The following is a 25,640-nucleotide window of genomic DNA, read 5'->3' on the forward strand; positions in this document are numbered from 1 at the left end:
CAATTATCGGTTCAGGTTCCAACTCAATTATCGGTTCAGGTTCCAACTCAATTATCGGTTCAGGTTCCAACTCAATTATGGGTTCAGGTTCCGACTCAATTATCGGTTCAGGTTCCGACTCAATTATCGGTTCCGCAATGGGTGGGAGAGAATTATCAGAAGTTGGCGGCTGAGGCTTGGTTTGATATTCAAAGACAAATTCGGGTCCATCCTCACTAAGTTTAATGCGATCGCCTGCTTCGAGGGGATGATTTACCGCCATACGCGCACCATTAATAAAAGTGCCATTGACACTATTAAGATCCTCAATTTCCCACAGTTCCACAGAACCTTCTAATACTGGCTTAATTTTAGCGTGATACCGCGATACCATTGTATATTGCAGAGAATCAACTACAATCTGAGCATCTTTACCACGACCCAAAACAACTTCTTTAGCCGTCGATAAATCATACTGAAACACAGGATGATCTGGTTGTTTATCACCGGGAATACACAATTTAATGACAGCACATTTGTTTAGGTTAGATTCAGACATATCGACTCATCCAATCAACTATTATAATAATTTGGAGGGGGTTATGCACCATATAGGGTGTCCACTCCCTGATTAAGTTAAGTTATCTGAATATATTATGATCGATTTTGCCTGCCTCGTCAATTCTAAAAAAAACCTAAATTTTTCGCCCAAAACTCGATAAATATGGTAATGAAACAAACCCGCCCTGATTTATATAAAAAATTGTAACGTAATTGTGGGCATCTCAGTGTGAGTTAGCATATAATAAAAGCACGGCAATTTTCTCAACCCATCCCCATCATTAAATTGGCAGGACGTTAGTATGGCAGATATTGCAACCATTGAAGATTTAATCGAACAGAATGAGGCGAGAACCCAAGCCTTATCTGAGGAAGTAGATCGAGCCATGATCAGTGTAACTCAGGTTGAGCAGTTTCTGACAGCGATCGATAATAACTTAACCGTCGCTGGCGACACCGCGAAGGCTCAATTTGAAACGATGCTCGCTGCTCTCAACAGCACCGACGAAGCCATAGAGAGTGAACTAGAAACGGCGAAAGAAAACCTAACCAGTCTCCAGGAAAAAATTACCCAAGTTGATGAAAAAGTCGAATCTACTTTAACGGAGATTAAAGCTAAGTTAGATGAGTTAAAAAGCCACGCCGCCGAGATATTATCAGATTTAGAGTCGGAGGCGGAGTCAACCAATTCGGGGTTATTGGAACTTTCCCAACAGGTGCAAACATCAGAGGCGGAAACCCAGACCCAAAGTGAAACTGCTAAGTCTAATGTGGAGGGATTTCGCAATAAAATCGAACAATTGCAGGAGGGTTTTAATAGTCAGAAAAACAGCCTTTTTGAGCAATTCGAGGCTTTACAAGGTGAAATTCAGACAAAAATCGAACAAATTGCCTCGGATTTTGAGACATTGCGATCGGAAAGCAGTAACCAGACATCCGAGATGGAAAATGCCTTAGATACGGCTTCCGAAGATGCTATCAATACGATAACTAATAAATTTGTTGATGAGGCGAAAAGTCAGCTTTTAGGAAGTGCAGAATCTCTGAGTGAGGCTCTCAGTGCTTTGGGAGAAGCGGGGGAGAAATCCGAGGAAATGTTAGAGGGACAATTGGGGGATATTATCGATAACATTAATGATGTGGTGGACGCGGTGCGACCAGTTTTAGATGTGTTGTCAAGAGTTAGAGATTTATTAGGTTAATTTGAGGGAGTTAAGACGATGGCGATCGCTGAAGATTTTGGTCAATCATTAGAAGAATCGGCTGAGAATTTAACCAACTTGTTAAATGTCTTAGATCAAGCCTATGATCAACTTGATCAACTCTGTGAACAATTTGAAGGGGAGAGTGACGACCTGGAAGAAACCCCAGAAGTTGTGGAAACCTCATTTTCTAATTTGGTGGAAACCTTAGAAACTGAAGAGTCTAATGTTACCTCGGCTCAAGAGGAGTTAATTTCCGCCTTAGAAGAACTCCTACAAAGTATTTCTGATGCTGAAGGTAGCCTAGATGAAACCTCAGCTAATATCGAAGAAAATTACAGCACATTTGAATCGGAGTTAGATAATGATCTAGCTGAAATGGATGGGGGTATGGATGAAACCAAATCCACATTTGAGGAACTCAAAGACAGCTTCGAGCAACTAACAGAAGCGATAAATCAAGCCATGGAAACCACTATAGGGGTGTTTGAAACTTTGGGTGATGCGATATCAGATCTTGAGGAAAGAGTGACAACGACTCAGGAAGAAACAGAAGGAGATTTTGAGGGTTTAGTTACTGAAATATCCGATACTCATAGGGACTCGTTAGAATCATTATTGGGAGACTTTAGCCAAGTTTTGGCTCAGGATAAGTTATCGGAAATCACGGATAATTTTAGTAATTTTAAGGGGGTTTTGACTGATGTATATAACACCCTAGGTAGCCAAGCGGCTGAAGTAGCCGATAATCTTCAAGAAAGGGGAAGCGCAATTTTTGAGAATGTCAAAGATTATGCTGAGGACTCCCTCAAGGACAATTTAGAGGATTCCTTTAAAGATGCTATTGATGATGTGGTCTCAGATATGATTCAAGAGGTAGGAGAAAATATGGTGATGATGAAAGTGGGAGCGACGGTTACTTCATCACTGACTCCGATTTTGCCGCAAATTGTAGCGGCTAAGGTAGCCACCGGAACTATCAAACAAGTTTTGAGTTTGGGAGGCATTTTATCTTGAGTTTGACGGTTGAATGCTGCTTGTACTTATTCAGATATTAAGGGGAAGTGACAATGGAAGAAGTTTATAATTCTTTGGCTCAAATGTCTTCGGTAGCACCGGATAAATTAAATAGTTTAATTGGGGGAGCTACAGAAATTAAAGATGCGGTGCGTGTCCTAGAGTCTAATGTTGAAGAAAAACAGGGTTTGATTGAGGCTTTGATGGAGCAAATAGCTGATGCTTTAAATGAATTTCAGCAGGAGGTTGGGGAACAACAAACGGAAGTAGAAAGTGAGGTGGAGGAAACTAATAATATTGCGGAAACTTGGCAAGAAATAATCGGTGAGGCTCAACAACAATTAAGCTCGGAAATGCAGACGGCTCAGGAAAAATTAATTGCTCTGAAAGAGGAGTTAGAGTCGGGTAATGATGAGATTAATAATGCGGGAGAAGAAGCACAAAATAGCCTGACTGAATTACAGGAAAAGTTGCAGGAGGGTCAACAGCGACTTCTGGATGCTCAAGAAAACCTGAGTGATGCTGTTCAAGTTTTGCGAGATAAAATTGAGGCGGCAAAAAATAGCGCTCAGGAACAGGTAGAAGAGTTAAATGATCAGGTGAATGAGGCTGAGGATGAGGTGAGCGATCGCCTGGAAGAAATGGGTAATAGTTTTACGGAAATTCAGGGACAATTTGAAACGAAAATCGGTGAAATTACCAGTGATATTATTGAGTCAAAAATTGATGAATTACTGGATGAGTTACAGGAGACAATCGAAACGGAGTTAAAAGATTTGACTGATTCTGCGGTGTCTGAGGTGAGAGAAACCCTTGACAACATGATGGATAAACTCAGGGGTGCTAAAGATGATGCGGCTAGTCATAGACAGGTAATTAGTCCCCTGATTGAACAGTTAGAGGACTTTATTCAACCTATGGAACTTTTAGTAGACTCGGTGCGAAGTTTAGCGAGTAAAGTTGGGGTTTCTTTTGGTTAAGTAACCCTAGATAGATGGAAATTACCCAAATTTGAGATTATGGAAATCAGGAGTTAGAAATGACTTTAGAACAAGCAGCGAATGAAGTGGTTTTAAAAATGACTCAATTTTTAGAAAAAATTGACTTGGAAGAAGACCATATTGATAATTCTCGCCAACAGTTAGAAGCCATAACGGAAGAAGTGGAAACTGACTGGTCAAGCCTACAAGAACGCGCTGAGGAACTGTTGGAAAAAATAGCGACGGGGAGGGAAGAGTTGGCGGCGGAACGGGAAGCGGTTACTAATCAACTTGGGGAATTACGGTCAAAAATTGAAGCCGGACAGGAAGAAATCAATCAAGAATTAGAAGAGACTCAAACGGCTTTATCGGATTTTTATAACCGAGTTGAAGCTGTTACGCCAGAGTTAGTTGAGGTGATTAACCAGGTGGGAGAATCGTTTATTTCCCTCAAGGAAAAGGCGGGGGAACTGAGTACAGAACAGGAACAAAACTTATCGAAAACTCAAGAGTTTATAGCTGAAGATGTGAAAAGCGATATCGAAACTCACCAGTCAGAAATTGAGGAACGGAGTAGCGATTTTGAAACTTTTATCGGGGAGACTATTCCTGAACTGAAAGATGCTGTGAGCGACTTTACGCAACAGATTAATGAAATTGTTGATCAGGTAACAGACAAGGTACAAAACTTACAGGAATTAGCGGAAAAAACTGCTGAAGATACAATTAATGAAATTACGGAATCTCAACAGGGTAAAATTGATGAGTTGTTAGATGCTGCTAACCGTTTAAAGGATATGATGGAACAAATTAGTAATATCATCGACCAAACCAGTGATACGGTGGTGACGACTAAAGATACTATGGTTGATGCAGCAGATACTACTAGCACGGGTTTAAATGCGGCGATCGGTATTTTTGATGACCTCAAAAGTATTTTAGGAGGTCTTGTATAATCATTAATAACTGGTTATGACTGGGTTAAACTAGGGTTAAATCTTAGCGATCGCCATTAGGGTACACTCCCAGACTAACCGAGGTTGAACGTAAGCCAGCAGATGTTTTTTAGCTTGTTCTAACTGGTGAAGTAATCCGGGAATTGGCGGTAAGCTATTGTTACCATTAACCCCATGATTATGGTATTGTTCCCAATAGGAATGTTGCAGATAATCCACTAACCATAACTGAGCCTGAGTATCAAGAGAACGGCTAATTTCTGCTGCTAATTCGAGAGATTCTCGTAAACTTTGGGGAGGTTTTTTGACTTTGGCTAATAGTTCGGGTGAAATAGTTTGTAATTGTTCCCAACAGGCGATCGCTTGTCCGGGACTCCCTTGGGCCATTGCTATGATGTCAGGATGACGGCAAATTTCACCATAGCCGGTTTGATTTAATATCTGAATTATATCAGTATTTGATAGCCGAAAAAAGGGGATTTTTGCACAGCGAGAGACCAAGGTTGATAGCAAAGAATCCACGCTGGGAGCAATTAAAATTAACACGGATTTACCCGGTTCTTCTAGGGTTTTTAATAAACCATTAGCCGCTCCCTCAGCCATAGTTTCCGCCGCCTCTAAAACCACGACAGACCGCAGAGACTCCAAAGCCGGACGGCTGACAAACTGACTAATTTCTCGCACCTGTTCCAGGCGAATTTGTGGCGGTGCGCGACGTTTGAGACCAGCGGCGGCGGCTTCGACTGCTGAGAGCAATTTTCCTTGGTGCAAATAGGTGGGTTCTACCCAAAGTAAATCAGGATGATTTCTCATCTCAACTCGATGTTTAATAGATTGTTTATGTGCGTCCTCCTCGGATGAATTTACGAGATTTTTGCGAGTCGGCTGTAATAATAATTCGATAAAAAATCGAGCTGCTAAACTACGACCTACTCCGGGTATTCCGACGAATAAATAAGCCGGAGCGATCCGATTTTGGGCAATTACTCGGCTGAGAAGTTCGACAGCTTGAGCCTGTCCAATTAAATCGCTAAAGGCATCCATCATTATTTGAGATTAACCCCCATTCTAGGAGTTTTTGATTGAGTATATTTTGGATTTGTTGAGTCACACGATCGCGATCGCCATTTCCATCAATAGGGACAATGCGCTGGGGATACATTTTGGCTAGAGTCGCAAATCCCTCAGCAACGCGATAGTGAAATTCTAGATCAGCCTGTTCAATGCGATCGGCTTTTTTTCTAGCCTTAATCCGGGTGAGTCCTGCTTCTACAGGAACATTTAACCACAGAGTCAAATCCGGGACAAGACCCCCAGTCGCGATCTGGTTAATTTGGTGAATTTGCTGTAAATCGAGTCCCCGACCATATCCCTGATAAGCTAGGGTAGAGTCGGTAAAGCGATCGCATAAAATCATCGTCCCCTGGTCTAACAGAGGTTTAATCAGAGTTTCGATATGTTGTGCGCGGTCTGCGGCATATAATAATAACTCACTGCGATCGCTCAGAGGTTCGTTGATCTCATGGTGAAGCAGTAAATCCCGCAAATGCTGACCTAATTGGGTTCCTCCGGGTTCCCGCGTCACCTGAACCCCCGGTTGGTGGAGTTTCCCCCCGGGGGAATGGTTTAAGGACAGGCGATCGGCTAACCACGGCTGAATTTGCTGTATTTGCGTAGTTTTACCGCATCCTTCTATACCTTCAAATACAATTAGTTTTCCCGCCATTTCTGTATTGACAACCTCCCTAGATCTGATTCAGTCATCGCATATTATGGCAGTTTCGTTAATCAAAATCCGAAAATTTTAGCAAATCTGGTGGGGAGTTTTTACTAAGCCACACCCGAAGCGCTATAATAATCCCGGCTTAATGACTCATCTCTAGGGTTGTGTACCAGAAATGCCAGTATCTCTATCAGGGAACCATAAAAACAGTTAGTCAATATAGCACTACAGCTTGTTCACCAGTCGATTGCCCTCACCCTAAATCTGGATCCCAGAGAGGGAGAGGGACTTTGAGAGGTGATCAGATGATTTCTGAACAGGCTGTAACCTGCTTATTGGTATTAATTAAACTTGGAAATTATCGGGAGTTTTTCGATGGCTCGTTATACGGCTTTTTTTGTGATTGCTATCAATATTGAAGATGCCAGAGAAATATTAATAGATATTATGGAATCTTGCAACCTTGATCTGATTTATCAAACCCCCAGTTCACTTATTGCTAGGGAGGCGATCGGTCAAGTTTCCATATCTCAATTAGTCACCTTAGAGGTAGTATTTGATACAGCCACCTCCACAGACACAGAAATCAAAATGACTGTGGTTTTAAAAAATGAAGAATTACCCCTACAACCCGATAATCACTGTCGCCAAATGTTTGAATTGGTCAGCGAAATCATGATCAACCATCGCCAGTGGGTATTACTAGAAAGCATGACACTCTAGTCATTTTCATTTCAGTTAATTTTCACAAAAAAAAGCGCACCCCAATTCGGGAGACGCTTTTTTTTACATACAAATTAGCTACAAATTAGCCGATGTTAGGAGCAACTAAATTGACAGGTTTAGACTCAGTAGAAGCCAAATCTAACGGGAAGTTGTGAACGTTACGTTCGTGCATAGCTTCAATGCCTAAATTAGCGCGATTAATCACATCAGCCCAAGTATTTAGGACTTTACCCTGGGAATCTAAAACCGAGTGGTTAAAATTAAACCCATTCAGGTTGAAAGCAAAACAAGCTACTGCTAAAGATGCAAACCAGATGCCAACAACAGGCCATGCACCTAAGAAAAAGTGTAAAGCGCGACTGTTGTTAAAAGAAGCATACTGGAAAATCAAACGACCAAAGTAACCGTGAGCAGCTACAATGTTATAAGTTTCTTCTTCTTGTCCAAAGCGATAACCCCGGTTTTGGCTTTCAATTTCAGTGGTTTCACGTACTAAAGAAGATGTCACCAGAGAACCGTGCATAGCTGAGAAAAGAGCGCCACCAAAGACACCAGCTACTCCCAGCATATGGAAGGGGTGCATTAAAACATTATGCTCTGCTTGCAGCACTAACATAAAGTTAAATGTGCCAGAAATCCCCAGCGGTAAACCATCAGAAAAAGAACCTTGACCGATAGAATAAACTAACAGTACCGCCGTCGCAGCAGCTACAGGAGCGCTATAAGCAACAGCAATCCAAGGACGCATTCCTAACCGATAAGAGAGTTCCCATTCACGACCCATATAGCAAAAAATGCCGATTAGGAAGTGGAAAACAATCAACTGGTAGGGGCCGCCATTATAAAGCCATTCATCAATATTCGCGGCTTCCCAGATGGGATAAAAGTGCAACCCAATCGCATTAGAACTGGGTACAACAGCCGCCGTGATGATGTTATTGCCGTACAACAGAGAACCGGAAACGGGTTCGCGGATGCCGTCAATATCCACAGGAGGTGCAGCTACAAAAGCTAACACAAAACAGATGGTGGCAGTTAGCAAGGTAGGGATCATCACAATACCAAACCAACCTACATAAAGGCGGTTATTGGTAGATGTTACCCAACCGCAAAACTGTTCCCAAATATTGAGATTTTCCCGTTGCTGTAAGGTAGTGGTCATATCAAATATGATTGCGTTATTGAGTTTTCGAGGTACATATCCGGTAGTTGTTTTTCTACCGTGTCTGTAATATCTCACACTTAACTCATATATGTCAATAGCTTTATGACTATTTAGTTATATGTTTAATCCGATAAAACTGATGATAGCTATAAGTTTTGCTTATTAATTTCCCTAAATCCCTAAACTCACGCCACTGCGTCGGATATCCCCAGTTCCTAAAATAGTCCCATCAGCATTAGTGGCGACTCCATTAACCCCACCAAAAAACATATTCCGTTCCCCCCATTGGACAATTTCGCTATGGTCCGCAAGTTGCAGATGATTAATCTCGGTTTGATTAAAACCGGGTTCGATATCAAAACGATAATTCTCCCAATGGACACGGGGACGATTAACGGCGGCGGCTAAGGACATCCCAAAATCGAGATAATTGGAGATTACTTGTAAAATGGCGGTGCGAATACGATTAGACCCGCCAGACCCGATCACCATCTCTAAACGATCGCCATCTAAAATCAAAGTAGGAGCCATCATCGAGGATAGTCGCACATTTTCCCGCCACTGGTGGAAGCCGTGGGGGTTCAAATCTTCCTCACCTAACATATTATTAATCATAATCCCCGTCCCCGGAATCATATAACCCGACCCCTCCCCGTTAGAAGTAGTAACACTAGCCGCATTCCCCTCACTATCCACAACACTAATATGAGTGGTACTCCCCCACTTATTCACGGTCTCCTGTAATTCTTGCAGATAGGGTTGTAGATGTTCTGGGGACAGGAACTCAGCAGCCATATTCTGTTCATGAAGGCGATCGTCAAACCCCTGTTTTCTCACAGTATTAGTTAATCTCATTACATCCGCTAAAATATGGAGATGCCGACAACTCCCAAACTCCAGATTAGCAACTTCAATTCCCGAAAGCAGTTCCAACCCCAAGCCAATGAGCGTTCCCCCGGAACTGGGAGGCGGATTAGTCAAAATCTGTTTTCCCCGATAACCAATTCTTAACGGTTGGCGTTCAATCACCCGATACCGTCTCAAATCCTCCTCACTTAAATAGCCACCCCCCTGATGACAATCAGCCACCAATTGCCGAGCAATTTCCCCCTGATAAAACTCCTCAAATCCCTGTTTAACCAGATATTCCAGAGTATTCGCTAGATTTTTCATAACTATTCGTTCACCAGCTTGGAGAATCGAGCCTTGGGGAGCATAAATTTCCCGACCTTCGGGGGAACTCAATAAAATTGAGGAGAGAATCTGGTTAAAAGTATAGGCTTGGAAAGTATTAATTTCTAAACCATTTCTAGCCAAATTAATCGCGGGTTCAGCCACTACCTTTAAAGGCAGTTTTCCTAGGGTCTGGTGAACCTTAAACACCCCAGCCGCCACACCCGGAACGGCCATAGAACCCAAACCAATATGAAATTCCTGAACACTGCCACCAAAATTGACATCAACCGGGTAAAAATATACTTGACTTTTTGATTGTTTAATGCTTGGTGTTTGTGTAAAGAAATCAAATAAAATATTCTGATTGGTGTGGGTGTGAGCCAACAGGAAACCTCCCCCACCTAGGGAAGTTAACCCGGGTTCAGCCACACAAGCAGCCAGCATGGACGCGACGGCTGCATCAAAAGCATTACCCCCCAGGGGGAACATTGCTAACCCAGCCAGTGCGGTTTCTTGATGGCCGGCTGCGACGACACCATTTAGTTTCTGCATATTTGAGGAACTTCTGAGCTACAAAATAATTCAAAATAATTATGCTGTGTTATAGCCTGATCCTGTTCTTATTCTTAAATAATGGGGCAGGGGTTGGCTATGTCTAAATACAACTTCCCCCATTTGAGTGAGGGGTGATTAATGCTTGTTGCTGCTTGGAGACGCGGATATATGAATTCTTGGCTCGCTTCTGTCTATAATCCCATGAGCCGGAAAGGGTTACAAACACTTTTGGTCGGTGTTTTCGCTGTGTTTGGAGTCCTTAGCGGAGTAGTCCCCGACTTGTTGTCCCCCACAGGTCGGTCAGGAACTTTCGCTAACGCACAGCAAGGCTCTAATATTACTGATGATGAAATTCGCAATTATGCCCGTGCCGTTCTACTAATTGAACCTAGACGCAAACAGGCCTATGATGAGATTAGGGGAATTGCAGGGGGTACGGTTCCAGAGGTCATCTGTAGCGATCGCCGTGGGATTAATAGCTTGAATCGAGATCTAAGGGCGATCGCTGTTAATTATTGCAATCTGGCCAAGGATTTTATTGAACAGCACAATCTTACCATTAATCGATTTAACGAGATTACTCGATTACAACAAGATAACCCACAACTGCAACGGCAAATTCAGGCTGAGTTACTTCGTCAACAGCGTAGTAACGGCAACTAATCCTATATGACTCCCCTAGATATTTTAGGGGAATTTGTGTTATTTATTTATTACTTTAACGGAGTAAAAAACTACTATGAAACTACCACATCAAGGGCATTTACATCGGTTATTCATTCAGTCCACTGCCATCACTATTTTATCTGGTGTCGGACTGCTGACGGGATGGGTTCCTAGTTTAACTGCTCCATCCCTAACCGCCAGTTTTAGCACGACCGCTAGAGCGGGAAATCCTACCTTTAGCAATCAGGAGATTACCAACTACGCTCAAGCAGCGATCGCACTGGAATCGAGACGGCATCAGGCGGTTGAGGAAATTAAAAGAATTGTCGGACAAGTGCCGCGCATTGTCTGTGATGAGCCGACTAGCATTAATATGCTACCTGGAAATGCTCCCCAAATTGCGGTTAGCTACTGTGACCAAGCCAAACGCATTATTGAAAGCAAAGGATTAACTGTTAGTCGCTTTAATGAAATCACCCGCCATCAACAATCTGATAGCCGATTTAGAGAGCGCATTCAAGCAGAAATTCTCCGAATTATGCAATCTCCTGATGCACGGTAGTTAGCAATTGGGGATTCTGCGACTGTGTTGTATTATCCCCGTCAACAACTGATTGGCGATCGCATAAATTCCCTTCCATTTATCTCGGCGGATTTTGCGTAAATAAAACCAAGTCCCTTGATAAAAATCTACCAAACGCCGGCCGCGATACTCTTTTTGAATGCCACCCGGATCGAGTCGGATACCCTCAAGGTTATAGTTATTTCGGTTTAAAGGGTTGAGTTTAGTCAACCCTTCTTTATAGGCAAATTCTCGATATCTTAAACCTTGGCGATTACATAACCTGGATTTCTCATCATCAATCCACTCACTCACCACCCAATTTTGACTCGCAAATAAAAACTCAGCCATATCTTTTGTTACCCCACAATATTTTAAACGAATCCCCACCGGAATTTCACCCCATGGACCATGAACCCATATAAAATCTGGGTCAAAAAATGCTTTAAATACTATGGGTTCCTCGCCATTGATGGTGATTTTTGCGACTCTACCCACCATCCCACAACCGATAATTTTCGCAGTTATATTTATCGGATTTTCCGAGTATTTATCAAGACAATTGATGTAAAAATTTACAGTAAAATTAGGGGTGGTAATCAGCCGGACATAAATAGCCAAGCCATCCAGAAAAACCCTAATTTCTGATACCCCCAATCCTCTATCCGGGTCTAAATAAGAGGCGATCGGTTCCCCAAAGTATAACTTATTGGTACCTGTTTTTAGACAAAACTCCTGGCAGAGCTGATAAAATATATAGGGTGAAATTAATTCAGTTTGTGCCCGAACTATGATCGACTCTAACATCCCCTGATGACAGTTCAAAATCCCCACTCTCCCCTTTAATAATTCCTGGTTAAATACAGGGTAAGCTATATTTCTGAGTGAACTTCTGTTAACAAATGTCCACTACATTGATTTTATGAAAAATATCATTCGGGTTTTCCTGACCCTAACTCTGTGTAGCCTATTTCCCCTAAATGCGATCGCCGGAACCGTCCTCGAAGACATCAGAAGAACAGGCATTCTCAAAGCCGGAGTTAGACAAGATGCCGCCCCCTTGGGTTATCTGTCTCCAGACACCGGAGAATGGGAAGGGTACTGTATCCAACTCATGGAACTTCTAGCGAGTCGCCTCACCCAACAACTACAACTTAATCAACCCGTCCAAGTTCAACTGGTACAGTCCACCCTGGACAATCGGGAATCTATCGTCGCTGATGGAAGCGTCCACCTAGAATGTGGCCCCAACACTGTCACCCGCACCCCCCCACCAGGCATAGTCTATTCCGATCGCTTTATCGCCACAGGAAATCACCTATTAGTTGCCGCAGATAATCAAACCTTAATCAACCCAGATGGTGCCATGGAAAACATCATTATTGGTGTACTTCCTAACACCCTTACCCAGGGATTTATCAGCAGTCGTTATTCCCTAGCTCAAATCGTACAATATCATGGCACATCAGGCCGCGCCGATGCCGTGCGTGATGTTCTTAATCGGGAAATCAACGCCTTCGCTAGTGATGGTTTATTGCTAATTGGGGAAGTGTTGCGTCAACCAGATATTAACCCTCAAGACTATGCCATAATTCCCCAAGAACCCCTCACCTGTGAGTTCTACGGCATGATCGTACCGGAAGGAGACATCGCTTGGTTAAATACCATCAACTCATTGATTTTAGTTGAGGAAACCCTGGAAATTCTCCAAAGTCTCTATGGTCGCGACTCCGCCTATGTCGCCACCACACAAGCGGCTTTACAAAAGTGTACCCGTTAGCATAGAAATTAGCTTTCATTAACCCCCCTCCTCACTCAGGGGAGGGTCGGGAAATGTTATTGAGCAGTTTCTGAGGTGGGAATACCTAATCGTTTCCGTAAAGACTCAGCGCGACGTTGAGTAATTTGATTATTGGGTTCTAAACTCAGAGACTTTTCGTAGGCTTCTAAAGCCTGAGAAGTCAGCTTTTTGCGTCGTAAGCATAACCTAGATTATTGCAAGCTGTCGCATATTCAGGAGTCAGCTTTAATGCTTCCTTATAATTACGAATGGCGATATCATATTCTTCCTTAGCAAAGTGAGCATAACCCAAGGCATTATAAATCATGGCTATGTTCTCAGGTGGCTCCTGTTCCTCTACTGCTTTGAGAGCTTTTTGTAAAACAGCGATCGCCTGAGAATACAAGTTTTTATCATTATAAATACAGCCTAATTTATAATATTCCTGAGCTGTTCCTTGACCCTGAGAGAGCTGCTGTTGCAATTGTGACATCTTACTCTCAACTTCGCGAGTTCGGAAAATCTGACGCACAATAAAAAAGCCAGAACCCGACAAAAAAACCAGCAGTAATACCAGATAAACAACTGCGAGATTACTATCCATTTTTAATTTTAAATTACCAATTTCATCTGACCTTGAAGAAGGATAGAATTGTCTCCATCCTTCGTTCAAAGTGTACCAATTGAAAATCCCCTAGGATTGAGCTTGAGCAGCTTTAGCGACCACTTTTTCAAACGTATCTGGGTCAAGCACTGCCATTTCCGCCAGCATCTTGCGATTGATTTCAATGTCGGCTTTTTTCAAATTCCCCATGAGTTGGCTATAACTGATGCCGTGGACTCTAGCAGCAGCATTAATCCGGGTAATCCACAGACGGCGGAAGTCGCGCTTGCGTTTTTTTCTATCCCGGTAAGCGTTACGCAGCGCCTGCATAACCCGCTGATTAGCAATTCGGAAATTTTTAGATTGAGAGCCGCGAAATCCTTTCGCAAGTTTGAGAATTTTTTTGCGACGTTTACGGGCAACATTACCACGTTTAACTCGTGTCATTGTTGTTTTTCCTTAAAATTGAGTTGATCGAACTATAGCGTTACAAATACGGCATCATCAGACGCACGTTTTCAGCATCGCGTTCATCGACAATAGCCGTTTTTGACAAACGGCGCTTGCGAGTTGCACTTTTGTGTTGTAGCAGGTGACTCTTAAAAGCCTTGCGGCGTGCGAGTTTCCCGCTTCCCGTTACCTTAAAGCGCCTAGCGGCTGATTTACGAGTTTTGAGTTTGGGCATGAAATGGCTGGAATTCGACACAAGCTATGATTATAGCATTTGCTGGGATTGATGAGTAGATAAATCGATTAATTGGTTTGCTGGTGTTTATGGTGATGCACCTCAACCACGGTGTGAACATTACCTCTGGGGTTAAAGTCGCCTTTGATGTGAACTGACAGGGGGTCACAGGCGGCTACAAAGTCATCAAGGATCTGGTTAACTGATTCCTCATGGGATATGTAGCGATCGCGATAACTGTTAATATAGAGCTTGATGGACTTTAACTCTACCACGGACTGATCCGGCACATAGGTTAAATCAATGGTGGCAAAATCTGGATATCCCGAAAACGGACACTTACAAGTAAACTCTGGTAAGACTATGTTAATTTGATAGCTGCGTCCGGGTCGGGGATTGGGGAAGGTAATTAACTGCCCCTCGCTAATCTCTCTCTCTCCATATCTGGGTTCTGTATTAGTAACCGATTCAGTCTCAGAAGGTTTTACCTGGGAGTTACTCATAATTTATATCAACAATAAACAACCAATTGCGATCGCCCGTAGATTTCCTTGACTAAATGCCCCGTGATTGGTCTAATAGCAATATCATCAAGGCGATCGTCGTTCAACTAATCCCGTTGATCATACCCCAAAGTTTATCCATAACAGCCATGTCAAATCCTATACCAAATTCTACAGCCTCTAACCCCACCCCACCCGAAGGCGGAAATAGTAGTAGTTATTCACCCTCAGTCCCCATATCCCTATATCGAGAGGTAACAGCCGAATTACAGGGTTCTCAAAACCTAATCAATTCCCTGAGAACCCAAAACCAACAACTTCTCGAAGAAAATCAAAATTTGCGCCAAGAACTTAATAATGTAGTCCAGGCTGCTAATCAATTCTATTTAGCCGTTGAATCGGTGCAAGGGAAAAACCAGCCATTATCAGCAGTTCCCCCTGTCAATCCTAGCTTTAGTGTTAATCCCGTCTCGCCGCCACCCAACTTTTATGAACAGCCCAGAACCGAGATTCCACAACCAGATGTAGTCTTTCCCCCAAACAGCGACGCGCCGGACACTCCACCGCCCCAATTTACTGAGGAACCAGAAGGCCGACTGCGACCGTCATCAGGACCTGATAGAGGTGAATTAAGTGGGATCTGGCTAATTGTTTCCATCGCCCTAATTGTAGTAGCCGCCTTTGGTATGGGCTATTGGGTAGTTCGTCCCCTGTTGCAGCAACAAGGGCGCTAATCGTTGATGAACCCGACAATCAGACCCAAATCAGACCAAAATTCCACGATCGCAGATGACTAAAGATCGTGGAATTTTCTAGGAAGCGATCGCCTAACGACCAGCAAAACTGGTTTCTGCCAAAGCCGTCAAATTAGTCGCTGGTGAGGTTTCACTAACCGAGGAATTATCGACACTGACTGAAGGTTCAAAACCGCGCTCAAACTCACGTCTATTGACCTGACCGGCTTGCAATGCAGTTTCCAAATGTTCAGCAGCTTTGCGAGGATTACCACGGCCACAGAAAAACAGATCAGCCGCAAAATAGCCATACTCAGGCCAGGTGTGAATAGCAATATGCGATTCAGCCAAGGTGGCTGTTGCCGTCACCCCGTGGGGGCTAAATTGATGCACACAAAAGTCAATCAACGTCGCCTCTCCTGCGGTAACTGCATCGAGTATAGCAGTGCGGATACGTTCGGGGTCATTCAAAAGATCTGCAGGACAGTGCCAAGCGTCAATGACCAGATGGGTTCCCAATTGTTTCATTCTGCGCGGTTTTACCTCCACCCTTAAATGGTCTCAAACTTTTTCAGTCTATCACATCAGTTAAATTGCGATCGCACCATTACAAAATAGAGGCAAATTATCCTGTGGTTCGTTGTTAATCCCTGTTACTGGGGGAGAAGGCGATCGCCTAGGGGCGCGCCTGGGCAGTTCCCCGAAGCCGCCCCGGACCGCCCCCTGAGAGAAGGCGATCGAGCTATTGGTGGGTAGCGCCATTAGGCAGAATAGTTCCCTCCATGGTTGTATCATCCAAATTAGCCACACTCAAACTCGCCCCAATCAGATTCGCCTGATTCAGGTTAGCCCCCGCCAAATTCGCCCCCCGTAGTGAAGTCAGTAGCAGTCCAGCACCACAAAGATTAGCATCAGTGAGGTTAGCCAAACGCAGATCAGCTTCTAACAAGTTAGCCCCCGCCAAATTCGCCCCCGTTAAATTCGCCCCCCGTAAATCAGCTTTACTGAGATTAGCCAACCGTAGATCAGCGCATTGTAACGTTAAGCCATTGAGGTTAGCCCCCGTCAAATTCGCCCCCGTCAAATTCGCCCCCGTCAAATTTGCGCCATTGAGGTTAGCCCCCGCCAAATTCGCCCCCGCCAAATTCGCCCCCGTCAAATTCGCAATGCAGAAATTACTATTTTGTATAACTGACTCACTCAAATCAGCCCCGGTCAAATTCGCGCCACTAAGATTTCCGCCATTTAAGTGAACCCGGATCAGAGTAGCCCCGGTTAAATTCGCCCCACTCAAATCTATCTCACTAAGAATAGATCGGTTTAAATTGACTCCCGTCATGTGCGCCCCACTGAGAACAGAGCGAGTCATAGTCGCCCCAACTAAAATAGCATCAGTGAGTTGAGAACCATTCAGCAGACAAGTCCCAATCAAACTTGCTCCCGTGAGGTTAACCCCCGTTAAATTCACCTGAGACAAAATCGCCCCACTCAAACTCGCCCCACTCAGGTCAGCTTGATGTAAAACTGTTTCCGTCATACTAGCCCCAGTCAAATTCGCATCAATCAAAACCGCCATTGATAGATCCGCATAACTCAACTGAGATCTACTCAGGTTCGCACCAATCAAGCGGGTATGAACCATTAGGGCTTCTGCCAAATTCGCCCCACTCAAGTTGATCCGATTTAGGGTAACTTCATTGAAAATTGCTGCCACTAGGGAGATATCGCTAAAGTTTCGTTCCCCTTGGGCATATCGAGTTAAAAGTTTATTAACAGTAACCGTTTCAGGCTTGCTCATACAAAAGGAATAATTGACTATCTCTATTGGAATCGGAATTGAAAAGGGATATTTTCCATGAACTCCAATCGAAAAAGCTCATAGAATCTGCGGGTGAACTGATGGTTAACAACAAAAAGACCTACTCGCCCCTGAGTCGATAACCACAGGCTACCTGCTGACCGCCTCAGAAGGCTTTAGCTAATTGCCCCAATTCAGCTTGTATCACCAGCGACCATCCCATAATGTTCTAGGGAAGCTAAAGATACTAGGACTAAATCAAGATGCCAGGGTTCGGAAGTTTTAGATGACAGGGGAAGATCTACTCGCCAAAACTGATCCCCATGGTGGCGGTTCTGGGGATAGGCGATCGCCTGAATAATCCAAAATTTGATGATTTTAGCTAACAACACATTTGGCTGATGATCGGGAAAACCCTTAACCCATCGCCAATAACCAGCGGACGGATCCCTTGCAACTCCCATAAAGTGTGTATTCCTTACCCCAATACCCAGGTCAAATTCTCATTTAACCTAAGACAGAAGCACGCATCTGGGGAATTAGTCGATTTCAGGCAACTTGCTGCTCAGTGGTGGGATAGATTCTCACCTTAACAACGTTTCTCTTGATATCAGTTTAACACCAATAGGAGCAATAGTCAGCCCCATAGAGCGTTGTCAATCTGCCAGATTCTAATCCCCACTGCAGTTGTGGGGGCAATGTTTTTAAAATAGTCCCCTAACTAAAGATAATAGCTGAGGGATATACTGAGCAAGACTGCCACTCAAATCAATTTGAGAAATGGGGAACAGTCTACGGATTAGCGGGTTCATTCCCGGAAAATCCTCAATGTGAAAACCAAGTTACTGGCAACCGGAGGGACTATGGAAGTTCGTGGGATTTGGCTAACTACTACTGATAGCAGGGTTCTCTACTCTAGGGCGACTATTGCTGAAGCAATGGACTTTTTAGCCGACACAGGCTTTAATGTGGTGTTTCCAGTGGTTTGGAATAAAGGGGTCACTCTCTATAAATCTCAGGTGATGAGCCAAAAATTTGGCGTTGAGATTGATTTTTATGTTCGCGGACGTGACCCTCTCGCGGAAGTGATTGAGGAAGCCCATCGCGTCGGACTCAAGGTGATACCCTGGTTTGAGTATGGGTTTGCTAGTTCCTATCAACAGAATGGGGGCCGCATCCTTAACCAAAAACCTAACTGGTCGGCGATTAATTCCCAGGGGGGTATGGTGGTTAAAAATGGCTTTGAGTGGATGAATGCCTTTGATAGCGAAGTTCAGGACTTTATTATGAGTCTGATTTTGGAGGTCGTCCGTAAATATAATATTGATGGCGTTCAAGGGGATGATCGACTCCCGGCTTTACCTTCGGAAGGGGGATATGATCAGCAAACGGTGCAGCGTTATGTCAAGGAGTTTGGCCGTCAACCTCCCCTACATCATAAGGACTCTCAATGGCTACAGTGGCGCGCTAATATTCTCACGGATTTTCTGGCGCGGATTAAACGAGAGGTTAAGGCGATTAAACCTAATTTGATTGTTTCTATGTCTCCCAGTGTTTATAGTTGGGGATTAAATGAATACCTCCAGGATTATATTGCTTGGATTGATCGGGATTTGGTAGATATGATTCACCCTCAACTTTACCGCCGCAATTTTTGGAGCTATAAGGGGTTAGTTGATCAGTTGGTTGATGTGCAATTCCGAGATTGGCAATTGCCTAAATTGTCCCCCGGAGTTTTGATTAAGGTGGGCTCCTACCGCATTAGTGCCGATGAACTCTTAAAGTCTATTGACTACAACCGACATCGCGGCGTAAAAGGAGAGGTTTTATTCTTTTATGAAGGACTCCGGGAAAATAATGATGAGTTGGCTAAAGCACTCCGCCGAGGACCTTATGCTACTCCCGCCCGGTTGTAGATGATATTGAATTGAACAAAACTGGCTATTTTCAGCAGAGATGACGCTATTTTGTGACGGCTTATTATGGGGATATTTAACCATAATTAAACGCTGTGACTTTAACTGCCTCTCTGTTGGATGATAGCTGCTGCTATTCCTTCGCCTCTATGAGAGGGGGTTGATGGCTCTCCTGATTGGTCAATATATGGTAATTAATCATTAGGATTGGGTTATGTATGATAGCCAGGAAGTCAGCACAGAAACTCCCTTAGTTAGTGTGTGTATTCCTACTTACAATGGGAAGAGGTTTGTGGCGGAGGCTATTGCTAGTGTTTTATCTCAAACTTATTCCCGAATTGAGTTGATTATTTCTGATGATGATTCCACGGATGAAACGGTGGCGATCGCTCATTTTTTCCAGCAAAATTCATCCCAGGAAATTCGGGTAATTACTAATCATAATCAGCGGGGAATTGCCGGGAATTGTAATCATTGTATTACCGAGGCTAAGGGTAAATATATTAAGTTCCTCTTTCAAGATGATTTGTTGGCTCCACAATGCGTCGAAAAAATGGTTGATTTGGCTGAAAAATACCCGGATATAGCCTTAGTTTTTTCCCGGCGAGAAATGTTTTTTGATCCAGGGTCAGAAACCGACCCCTATCTGATGATAGTTTATCAGGATTTCCAGAATTTGCCGGCGGGTTGGTCTCAATTACAACCTGTGCAATGGGGTAGAGATTTATTGTCAGATCCGCGATTATTGGAACATCCCATTAATAAAATTGGGGAACCAACTACGGTTTTACTCCGTGGGGAAGTATGCGATCGCTTAGGAGGATTTGACCCCCATTTAAACCAATTAGTTGATTTGGATTTATGGTGGCGAATTATGGCAGAATATCAGGTAGGTTTTATTGATGAAACCCTATCTTATTTTCGGTTACATCAGCATCAGAAAACCTATCAAAATATCCAGGAAGGCACAGATACAGATCTTAACTTTTTTGCCAAGGTTTCCTCTCATCCAGACTATAATTTTTTGCCGTTAAATCTCAGGCAAAAACTACATTAAACCCGACAATTGACATCAATCATAAGTCCCTCTCACCTCCCCGGAAACAAATAGATCAAGATTCTGTCAATCAACTTGGTAAACTTTCAGCAGATCTAATTTTGACAAGGAGTACCAGATTATGACCAGCTTTTTAACCCCTAGCGCTAACTTAGGTATATTCGGAGTTACTGCTTTGTTGGGTTCCCCTGGAGACGATATAATTTTTGCAACTCCGGGTCAGGCTTTAGCCTTTCCTGACGGGATTTTGTTACTAGCGGGAAATGATAGCCTCCAAGCCTCTCATATCACCGATCCCTTACTGGTCAATGGCAACCAAGGCAATGATACCATTAGTGGGGGAAGCAATAATGATACACTGTTCGGGGGGCAAGGAGATGATTTCTTATATGGTGGACCCGGTAATGATCTCCTATTTGGAAATTTAGGGGATGATTTATTAGAAGGTGGTCCGGGAAATGATACCATTTATGGCGGTCAGGGAAATGACACGATCCGGGGAAATGATGGCGATAATCTCTTATTTGGCGATTTGGGTAATGATTTTCTCTACGGCGGCGCGGGTCGCAATACCCTAATGGGTGGTGAGGGTGATGATATTTATTTCTTAGACCCCATACATAGGAGTTCACAACTGCGAGATGTTGATGAAATTCGCGGTTTTAATGTGGTCAATAATCCGTTTTTTGGTGATAAAATTGCTGTCCCCGTGGGCACTCGCATTGATGAATTGAGTTTAGAACGCGATCGCCCTGATTTGCGCCCCAGCCAAAATGATGTCAATGGTAACGGCTTAAATGACATTATTCTTGAGTTGGAAAATGGGGATTTTCTGGGGGTTCTGATTAACGATGGCAACCTGCCGCGACGGTTGCTCCTGGATATCGATTTTATTTTCATCTAAAATGGGTTAAAATAGCGGTTAACTTGGGAAGTCTCTCGAATTGATTGGAGTCAACCCCCAAAATCCTCAAACCAGGTGTTTAATATGGATAACCATGCCAAGCCCAGCGTTTTTAGATCCCCGAAAATAGTCCGGTTTTGTTTTGGCGCGATGCTGTTATTAATGGGAACAACCGCCACCCAGGCGACAGCTACAGCAGAGGTAATTACTAAAATTCAGGAACTCGGTAGCGATAACCGACAGCATCGACTAGCGGCGGTGAAAGTGTTAAAACAAATGGGGTCTACGGTGGTTCCGGTTTTGCTGGAAGCCTTAGAAGACCCAGACCCGGCTATCCGTCGCAGCGCCGCCTATGGTTTGGGGGTAATGGGTTTACAGGACTCTGATACGATCGCCGCTTTGCTATCTCACCTCAAAGACCCTGACCCGGCGGTGAGAATGGATGTGGCCGTTGCGCTTCAGCAATTGGGACCGGCTTCTGATCAGATCCAAAAAACGGCGATCGCCGATTTTATCGAAGCCCTCAACCATGAAGATAAGGCGGTTAGGGAAGGGGCAACTTTTGCCTTGGGAACCCTAGGAAAAGAAGCAGCCCCGGCGATCGCTCAGTTAATTGCTGCCCTCAAAGATAGTGATGAGGAAGTGAGGATTAGCGCCGCTATCGCCCTCCGGCGCATCGGTTCTCCGGCGGTTCCTGCCCTCACTAAGGCACTTACGGACGCGGATATGCAAGTTCGCACCAAAGCGGCTTTCGCCCTCGGTAAGATTGAATCAGCCCTGATTCCGGCTATGACCGCTGCCCTGGAAAATAGCGATCGCCAACTGCATCAGAATGTGGCTAAATCCCCGGAAAAGACCGCCAATCGAAGGGTTGAGGCTAATCGGCCCTTTCCGGTCGGTTCTCAGCCTATCCGCCCTAACACCAGTCCGAGTCCTTCCCCTATAGGTTCTCAGCCTATCCGCCCTAACTCCAGTCTCCGTCGGTCTCCTGGGGGGGGCTCGGCTTATCCCCCTAACCAGCAAATCTAGCAATTCTACCGTTGGCTATCTGTCCCCCTCCAGAGGGCTGCATCACTAATACCAATCATGACGGATAAAATGATTTCTCCTGATGTTGAGTTGGCGACTTTTCATTGTCAGTTAGGGTCGCAATTCCTGGAGTTAGGACAGTTAGCGGCGGCGGAGTCTGAATATCAAAAAGCGATCGCTATTTGTCCAGGTCTGACTAATGCTTACTTGGGCTATGGTGCTTTATTGTTGTTGCAAAATCAACCACAACAGGCTATAAACACCTATGAAAAAGCACTCCAATACACCAGCACCCCGGAAATTCTGTCAGCCCTAGGGTTGGCTTGGGTAGCCCTAGGAAATGAAACCCAAGGCTATTATTATCTAGGATTATCAGCCTATTATAGTTGTGACTATAAAACAGCTATTGACTACTATAATCAGTATCTGGCAAATTGTCAAGATTATCAATCATCTATTCATCTGGAAGTTAACCTCAACCTGGGAGACTGTTATCAACGGCTAAATCAATATAATGATGCAGCAGCCATTTATCGCCGTTTGATTGATGAATTTCCTCAAGTGGTGGAAGTCTATCTTAACTTGATTTTATCATTGTCAGAAATCGGCGCAATTGCAGAAGCTATAAGTTGGGCGACTGTGGCTGTTAAGAATTTTCCTGATCAGATTTCTCTGAAGTTTGCCAAATTGCGATTATTTCCGATTCTCTACAATAACACTGCGGAAATTTTCGCCTCTCGACAAGGGTTTGCACAAGACCTCAAAGGGATTATTAACCAAGCCTCTATTTTTGATAATGCTACCCTCCAGGCTATGGGGGAAGGTACAAATTTTTACCTGCAATATCAGGGGGATGAACAGTTATTTAAAGGTAGTTTGTCTGAAAAGAACTTACAGCGCCAATATGGGGATTTTTTACATCGGGTAATGGTCGCCCACTATCCCGAATGGGGAGAAACACCGCCCCCTAGACTGAGGGGAAAATCTGATAAAATTAGAGTTGGTTATATCTGTTCTTTTTTACAATGGCACACAGTGGGGAATCTCTTTTTAGGATGGGTGAAAAATAGCGATCGCCAAAAGTTTCAGGTCTACTGTTATTATACCGGACAGGAAGCCGACCAGATTACAGATTTATATCAACAATATTCGGAGAAATTCTATCATATCTATAATAACATTGAACAAGTCAGCCAACAAATTTATAGCGATCGCCTGGATATTCTGGTATTTTTAGAGTTGGGAATGTGTCCCCAAACCCTACAAATAGCCGGATTAAAACTCGCCCCTATTTATTGTGCTACCTGGGGACATCCAACCACCACAGGATTACCAACTATCGATTATTTTATCTCCGCTGAATTGCTGGAACCTGCTAACGCCCAAACTTACTACAACGAACATTTAATTTGTTTACCTAATTTAGGGATTTACCTAGACCAGCCATCATTTCCCCCCTCGGCAAAATCTCGGTCAGATTGGCAGATGTCCGACCATGATATCATCTATTTATCCTGTCAGTCTCTGTTTAAATATTTACCCCAATATGATGATATTTATGGTAAAATTGCCCAAGGGGTAAATCAAGCTAAATTTGTATTTATCTCCCATTGGTATCAGGAAGTTACCGCCAAATTCCAAAAGCGTCTGTATGCTGCTTTTGACAAATTTGGTTTGTCGGGTGAAGATTACTGTCTATTTTTACCTCGCTTAAATTATGCCGAATATCTGCAATTACAGAGTTTGGCTGATGTGGGTTTAGATACGTTTCAGTTTACCGGATTTGCTACTACTTTAGATGCGATCGCTGCTAATTTACCCCTAGTTACTCATCAGGGGGAAATCATGAGAAGTCGCCAGTCAGCGGGGATTTTACGGCGCTTAGGAGTTACTGAAACCATCGCTTCTTCCGAAAGCGAATATATAGAAATTGCCGTTAAATTAGGGTTAGACCCAGAAACCCGAACCGCCATTAAACAGAAAATCCAAAACCATCGATTTCGTCTCTATCATGACCTACAAGGTCTGCAAGGCTTAGAAGAATTTTATCAAAATTGTGTCCCGGTTAAATAGTCTAATTTTGCCGTAGGGTTTATTATAGTTAAATGTCAAAATTTGCGAGTGATATAATTATATGGGTTCGTCAATTTTAGTTAATTTAAGGGAGGCATTTTTAATCGCCCCAGGATTTTGGGAAAGTTGCCTTAATCCTAAATTAGGTAATTGGTGTAAATTGGTAGAAGGAATAGACCGCAGTCAGACTGATGGTTATTCCATTGAGGGACCTTTTGTGAGTCAAATTGACCAATCAGCTTTACAGGTTCCAGGATTATATCTTTATTGTCAAAAAGGAAGGCGAAAACGGGGAAATTGCGATCGCTTATATACCCTCTTTGTTTTGGAACCTGACGGGACGGTGAAAGTAATTAATGAAATGAAAACCGCCAGCCGCGACTGGGCGATTGAATTATGGCCGCCAATAGAAGCCTATTTTAATAGTCAAACCCAGTCCCTAGAAAAACGCCGTCAACAGTTATTGGCTGAAATTGAATCTTTGGAATTTCAACTGAGTCAGCGGCGGTCAGAATTATTAGCTTTAGAAACTAATTATGACGGGGAATAACAGCTAACGGAGACTAGAGGTTAGCTTTCCGTCTTCCATGGTAACAATGCGATCGGCAATATCCAAAATACGGTTATCATGGGTAACTAATAAGATAGTACAACCCTGTTCTTTTGCTAATTTTTGCATTAAATTAACTACCTCCCGTCCCGATTTACTATCGAGGGCGGCGGTGGGTTCATCGGCTAAAACAATAGGGGGATGGCTAACTAAAGCCCTAGCAATAGCTACCCGTTGCTTTTGTCCCCCAGATAGATCTTCTGGGTAATAATTAAGGCGATCGCCTAGTCCAACTTCTGTTAATATTTCAGCAGCATGGTGGCGCATTTCCTCCCTGGAAAAAGTGCCGTGCATTTCTAAACCCATCCTCACATTTTGCCAAGCTGTTAAACTGCGGTGAAGGTTATGGGCTTGGAAAATATAGCCAATTTGGCGGCGAATCATTACTAACTGATTATCCTTAGCCCCACAAATTTCTTGATTTAAGATTTTTAAACTGCCAAAATGAGGCGATCGCAAAGCACCCACTAAGGTCAAAAGTGTAGTTTTTCCTGACCCAGAAGGCCCGGTCATTATCACAATCTCTCCCGATTTAATCTCCAAATTAATATCAAACAAAACCTGCTTTTTTAAATGACCATCACCAAAATAATGATTCAATCCGGCAATTACAATCACCGAATTTGTGCCGGTTTCTGAAAAACTTGCATTGATAATATTCGCCGCATTCATAATCATC

28 protein-coding genes and 1 pseudogene are annotated in these 25,640 nt (G+C 43.6%); 15 read left to right on the top strand and 14 right to left on the bottom strand.

Features of this window, described 5'->3' with window-relative positions; all coding sequences use genetic code 11:
• Window positions 1–842: 842 nt before the first annotated feature.
• From P5674_RS06535 to P5674_RS06550, 4 genes are read left to right on the top strand one after another with little or no spacing between them, the layout of a single operon-like run.
• The gene (locus P5674_RS06535) at window positions 843–1,742 is read left to right on the top strand and encodes a hypothetical protein (protein ID WP_006616769.1); all 900 of its coding nucleotides are present in this window, start codon (window positions 843–845) and stop codon (window positions 1,740–1,742) included.
• An 18-nt stretch (window positions 1,743–1,760) separates the two neighbouring features.
• Window positions 1,761–2,759 carry a hypothetical protein gene (locus tag P5674_RS06540; RefSeq protein ID WP_006616768.1) on the top strand — a complete coding sequence of 333 codons (999 nt, stop codon included), beginning with the start codon at window positions 1,761–1,763 and terminating at the stop codon, window positions 2,757–2,759.
• A gap of 53 nt (window positions 2,760–2,812) precedes the next feature.
• Entirely contained in the window at window positions 2,813–3,739 is a 927-nt protein-coding gene (locus P5674_RS06545) for a hypothetical protein (protein WP_315669871.1), read from the top strand.
• A 59-nt stretch (window positions 3,740–3,798) separates the two neighbouring features.
• A complete protein-coding gene (locus P5674_RS06550) occupies window positions 3,799–4,695 on the top strand; it encodes a hypothetical protein (RefSeq protein ID WP_315669872.1) in 897 nt (298 codons plus the stop codon).
• A gap of 36 nt (window positions 4,696–4,731) precedes the next feature.
• On the opposite strand, the gene P5674_RS06555 is transcribed toward P5674_RS06550, so the two are convergent.
• Entirely contained in the window at window positions 4,732–5,739 is a 1,008-nt protein-coding gene (locus P5674_RS06555; protein WP_315669883.1) for a DNA polymerase III subunit delta', read from the bottom strand.
• A complete protein-coding gene (gene tmk / locus P5674_RS06560; RefSeq protein ID WP_006616764.1) occupies window positions 5,726–6,421 on the bottom strand; it encodes a dTMP kinase in 696 nt (231 codons plus the stop codon). The genes P5674_RS06555 and tmk overlap by 14 nt, the downstream gene beginning before the upstream one ends.
• A gap of 372 nt (window positions 6,422–6,793) precedes the next feature.
• On the opposite strand from tmk, the gene P5674_RS06565 reads away from it, so the two are divergent.
• Complete coding sequence (locus tag P5674_RS06565) at window positions 6,794–7,141, top strand: hypothetical protein (protein WP_014277166.1); 348 nt, start codon at window positions 6,794–6,796, stop codon at window positions 7,139–7,141.
• An 85-nt stretch (window positions 7,142–7,226) separates the two neighbouring features.
• On the opposite strand, the gene psbA is transcribed toward P5674_RS06565, so the two are convergent.
• Window positions 7,227–8,306, bottom strand: a complete 1,080-nt coding sequence (gene psbA, locus P5674_RS06570; RefSeq protein WP_006617377.1) for a photosystem II q(b) protein — start codon at window positions 8,304–8,306, stop codon at window positions 7,227–7,229.
• 174 nt (window positions 8,307–8,480) lie between these two features.
• Entirely contained in the window at window positions 8,481–10,037 is a 1,557-nt protein-coding gene (gene ggt / locus P5674_RS06575) for a gamma-glutamyltransferase (RefSeq protein ID WP_006617376.1), read from the bottom strand.
• 171 nt (window positions 10,038–10,208) lie between these two features.
• On the opposite strand from ggt, the gene P5674_RS06580 reads away from it, so the two are divergent.
• Together P5674_RS06580 and P5674_RS06585 are read left to right on the top strand one after the other, a co-directional pair.
• Complete coding sequence (locus P5674_RS06580; RefSeq protein WP_315669873.1) at window positions 10,209–10,703, top strand: DUF4168 domain-containing protein; 495 nt, start codon at window positions 10,209–10,211, stop codon at window positions 10,701–10,703.
• Window positions 10,704–10,779: 76 nt separating this feature from the next.
• Entirely contained in the window at window positions 10,780–11,268 is a 489-nt protein-coding gene (locus tag P5674_RS06585; protein WP_014277167.1) for a DUF4168 domain-containing protein, read from the top strand.
• Here P5674_RS06585 and P5674_RS06590 read toward each other — a convergent pair whose 3' ends face one another.
• Window positions 11,269–12,075: a hypothetical protein gene (locus P5674_RS06590; RefSeq protein WP_190593447.1), complete on the bottom strand. Its 807-nt coding sequence runs from the start codon at window positions 12,073–12,075 to the stop codon at window positions 11,269–11,271.
• A 115-nt stretch (window positions 12,076–12,190) separates the two neighbouring features.
• Between P5674_RS06590 and P5674_RS06595 the strand changes: the two genes are divergently transcribed.
• Entirely contained in the window at window positions 12,191–13,048 is an 858-nt protein-coding gene (locus P5674_RS06595; RefSeq protein WP_014277169.1) for a transporter substrate-binding domain-containing protein, read from the top strand.
• Window positions 13,049–13,104: 56 nt separating this feature from the next.
• Here P5674_RS06595 and P5674_RS06600 read toward each other — a convergent pair.
• From P5674_RS06600 to queF, 4 genes and pseudogenes are all read right to left on the bottom strand, one after another.
• Window positions 13,105–13,652, bottom strand: a pseudogene (locus P5674_RS06600) (tetratricopeptide repeat protein).
• A gap of 90 nt (window positions 13,653–13,742) precedes the next feature.
• Window positions 13,743–14,099 (bottom strand): 50S ribosomal protein L20, encoded by a 357-nt coding sequence (gene rplT, locus P5674_RS06605; protein ID WP_006617370.1) that lies wholly within the window; start codon window positions 14,097–14,099, stop codon window positions 13,743–13,745.
• 40 nt (window positions 14,100–14,139) lie between these two features.
• Complete coding sequence (gene rpmI, locus P5674_RS06610; RefSeq protein WP_006617369.1) at window positions 14,140–14,337, bottom strand: 50S ribosomal protein L35; 198 nt, start codon at window positions 14,335–14,337, stop codon at window positions 14,140–14,142.
• A gap of 68 nt (window positions 14,338–14,405) precedes the next feature.
• The gene (gene queF, locus P5674_RS06615) at window positions 14,406–14,840 is read right to left on the bottom strand and encodes a preQ(1) synthase (RefSeq protein WP_014277171.1); all 435 of its coding nucleotides are present in this window, start codon (window positions 14,838–14,840) and stop codon (window positions 14,406–14,408) included.
• 149 nt (window positions 14,841–14,989) lie between these two features.
• On the opposite strand from queF, the gene P5674_RS06620 reads away from it, so the two are divergent.
• Window positions 14,990–15,574 carry a hypothetical protein gene (locus tag P5674_RS06620; protein WP_043469135.1) on the top strand — a complete coding sequence of 195 codons (585 nt, stop codon included), beginning with the start codon at window positions 14,990–14,992 and terminating at the stop codon, window positions 15,572–15,574.
• 93 nt (window positions 15,575–15,667) lie between these two features.
• Here the strand turns inward: P5674_RS06620 and speD are convergent, their stop codons facing one another.
• From speD to P5674_RS06640, 4 genes are all read right to left on the bottom strand, one after another.
• Window positions 15,668–16,102 (bottom strand): adenosylmethionine decarboxylase, encoded by a 435-nt coding sequence (gene speD / locus P5674_RS06625; protein WP_014277173.1) that lies wholly within the window; start codon window positions 16,100–16,102, stop codon window positions 15,668–15,670.
• A 60-nt stretch (window positions 16,103–16,162) separates the two neighbouring features.
• A complete protein-coding gene (locus P5674_RS06630; RefSeq protein WP_315669874.1) occupies window positions 16,163–16,336 on the bottom strand; it encodes a hypothetical protein in 174 nt (57 codons plus the stop codon).
• A complete protein-coding gene (locus tag P5674_RS06635) occupies window positions 16,317–17,372 on the bottom strand; it encodes a pentapeptide repeat-containing protein (protein ID WP_315669875.1) in 1,056 nt (351 codons plus the stop codon). The genes P5674_RS06630 and P5674_RS06635 overlap by 20 nt, the downstream gene beginning before the upstream one ends.
• 194 nt (window positions 17,373–17,566) lie before the next feature.
• Window positions 17,567–17,836, bottom strand: coding sequence for a hypothetical protein (locus P5674_RS06640; RefSeq protein ID WP_315669876.1), 270 nt, complete (start codon window positions 17,834–17,836; stop codon window positions 17,567–17,569).
• A 399-nt stretch (window positions 17,837–18,235) separates the two neighbouring features.
• Here P5674_RS06640 and P5674_RS06645 point away from each other — a divergent pair, with 399 nt between their 5' ends.
• The 6 genes from P5674_RS06645 to P5674_RS06670 all read left to right on the top strand — a co-directional run bounded on the left by P5674_RS06645 (window position 18,236) and on the right by P5674_RS06670 (window position 24,901).
• Window positions 18,236–19,288 carry a glycoside hydrolase family 10 protein gene (locus P5674_RS06645; protein ID WP_014277176.1) on the top strand — a complete coding sequence of 351 codons (1,053 nt, stop codon included), beginning with the start codon at window positions 18,236–18,238 and terminating at the stop codon, window positions 19,286–19,288.
• 214 nt (window positions 19,289–19,502) lie between these two features.
• Window positions 19,503–20,345, top strand: coding sequence for a glycosyltransferase family 2 protein (locus tag P5674_RS06650; RefSeq protein WP_014277177.1), 843 nt, complete (start codon window positions 19,503–19,505; stop codon window positions 20,343–20,345).
• A gap of 121 nt (window positions 20,346–20,466) precedes the next feature.
• On the top strand, window positions 20,467–21,249 hold the full coding sequence (locus P5674_RS06655) for a calcium-binding protein (protein WP_006616490.1): 783 nt from the start codon (window positions 20,467–20,469) through the stop codon (window positions 21,247–21,249).
• 84 nt (window positions 21,250–21,333) lie between these two features.
• Complete coding sequence (locus P5674_RS06660) at window positions 21,334–22,278, top strand: HEAT repeat domain-containing protein (protein ID WP_014277178.1); 945 nt, start codon at window positions 21,334–21,336, stop codon at window positions 22,276–22,278.
• A gap of 57 nt (window positions 22,279–22,335) precedes the next feature.
• Window positions 22,336–24,351 (top strand): O-linked N-acetylglucosamine transferase, SPINDLY family protein, encoded by a 2,016-nt coding sequence (locus P5674_RS06665; RefSeq protein ID WP_043468696.1) that lies wholly within the window; start codon window positions 22,336–22,338, stop codon window positions 24,349–24,351.
• 61 nt (window positions 24,352–24,412) lie between these two features.
• Entirely contained in the window at window positions 24,413–24,901 is a 489-nt protein-coding gene (locus P5674_RS06670) for a hypothetical protein (RefSeq protein ID WP_014277180.1), read from the top strand.
• A 3-nt stretch (window positions 24,902–24,904) separates the two neighbouring features.
• Here the strand turns inward: P5674_RS06670 and P5674_RS06675 are convergent, their stop codons facing one another.
• A complete protein-coding gene (locus tag P5674_RS06675; protein WP_006617771.1) occupies window positions 24,905–25,639 on the bottom strand; it encodes a DevA family ABC transporter ATP-binding protein in 735 nt (244 codons plus the stop codon).
• Window position 25,640: the final 1 nt, after the last annotated feature.

Source organism: Limnospira sp. PMC 289.06, from assembly GCF_032350395.1.
Classification (GTDB): domain Bacteria; phylum Cyanobacteriota; class Cyanobacteriia; order Cyanobacteriales; family Microcoleaceae; genus Limnospira; species Limnospira platensis.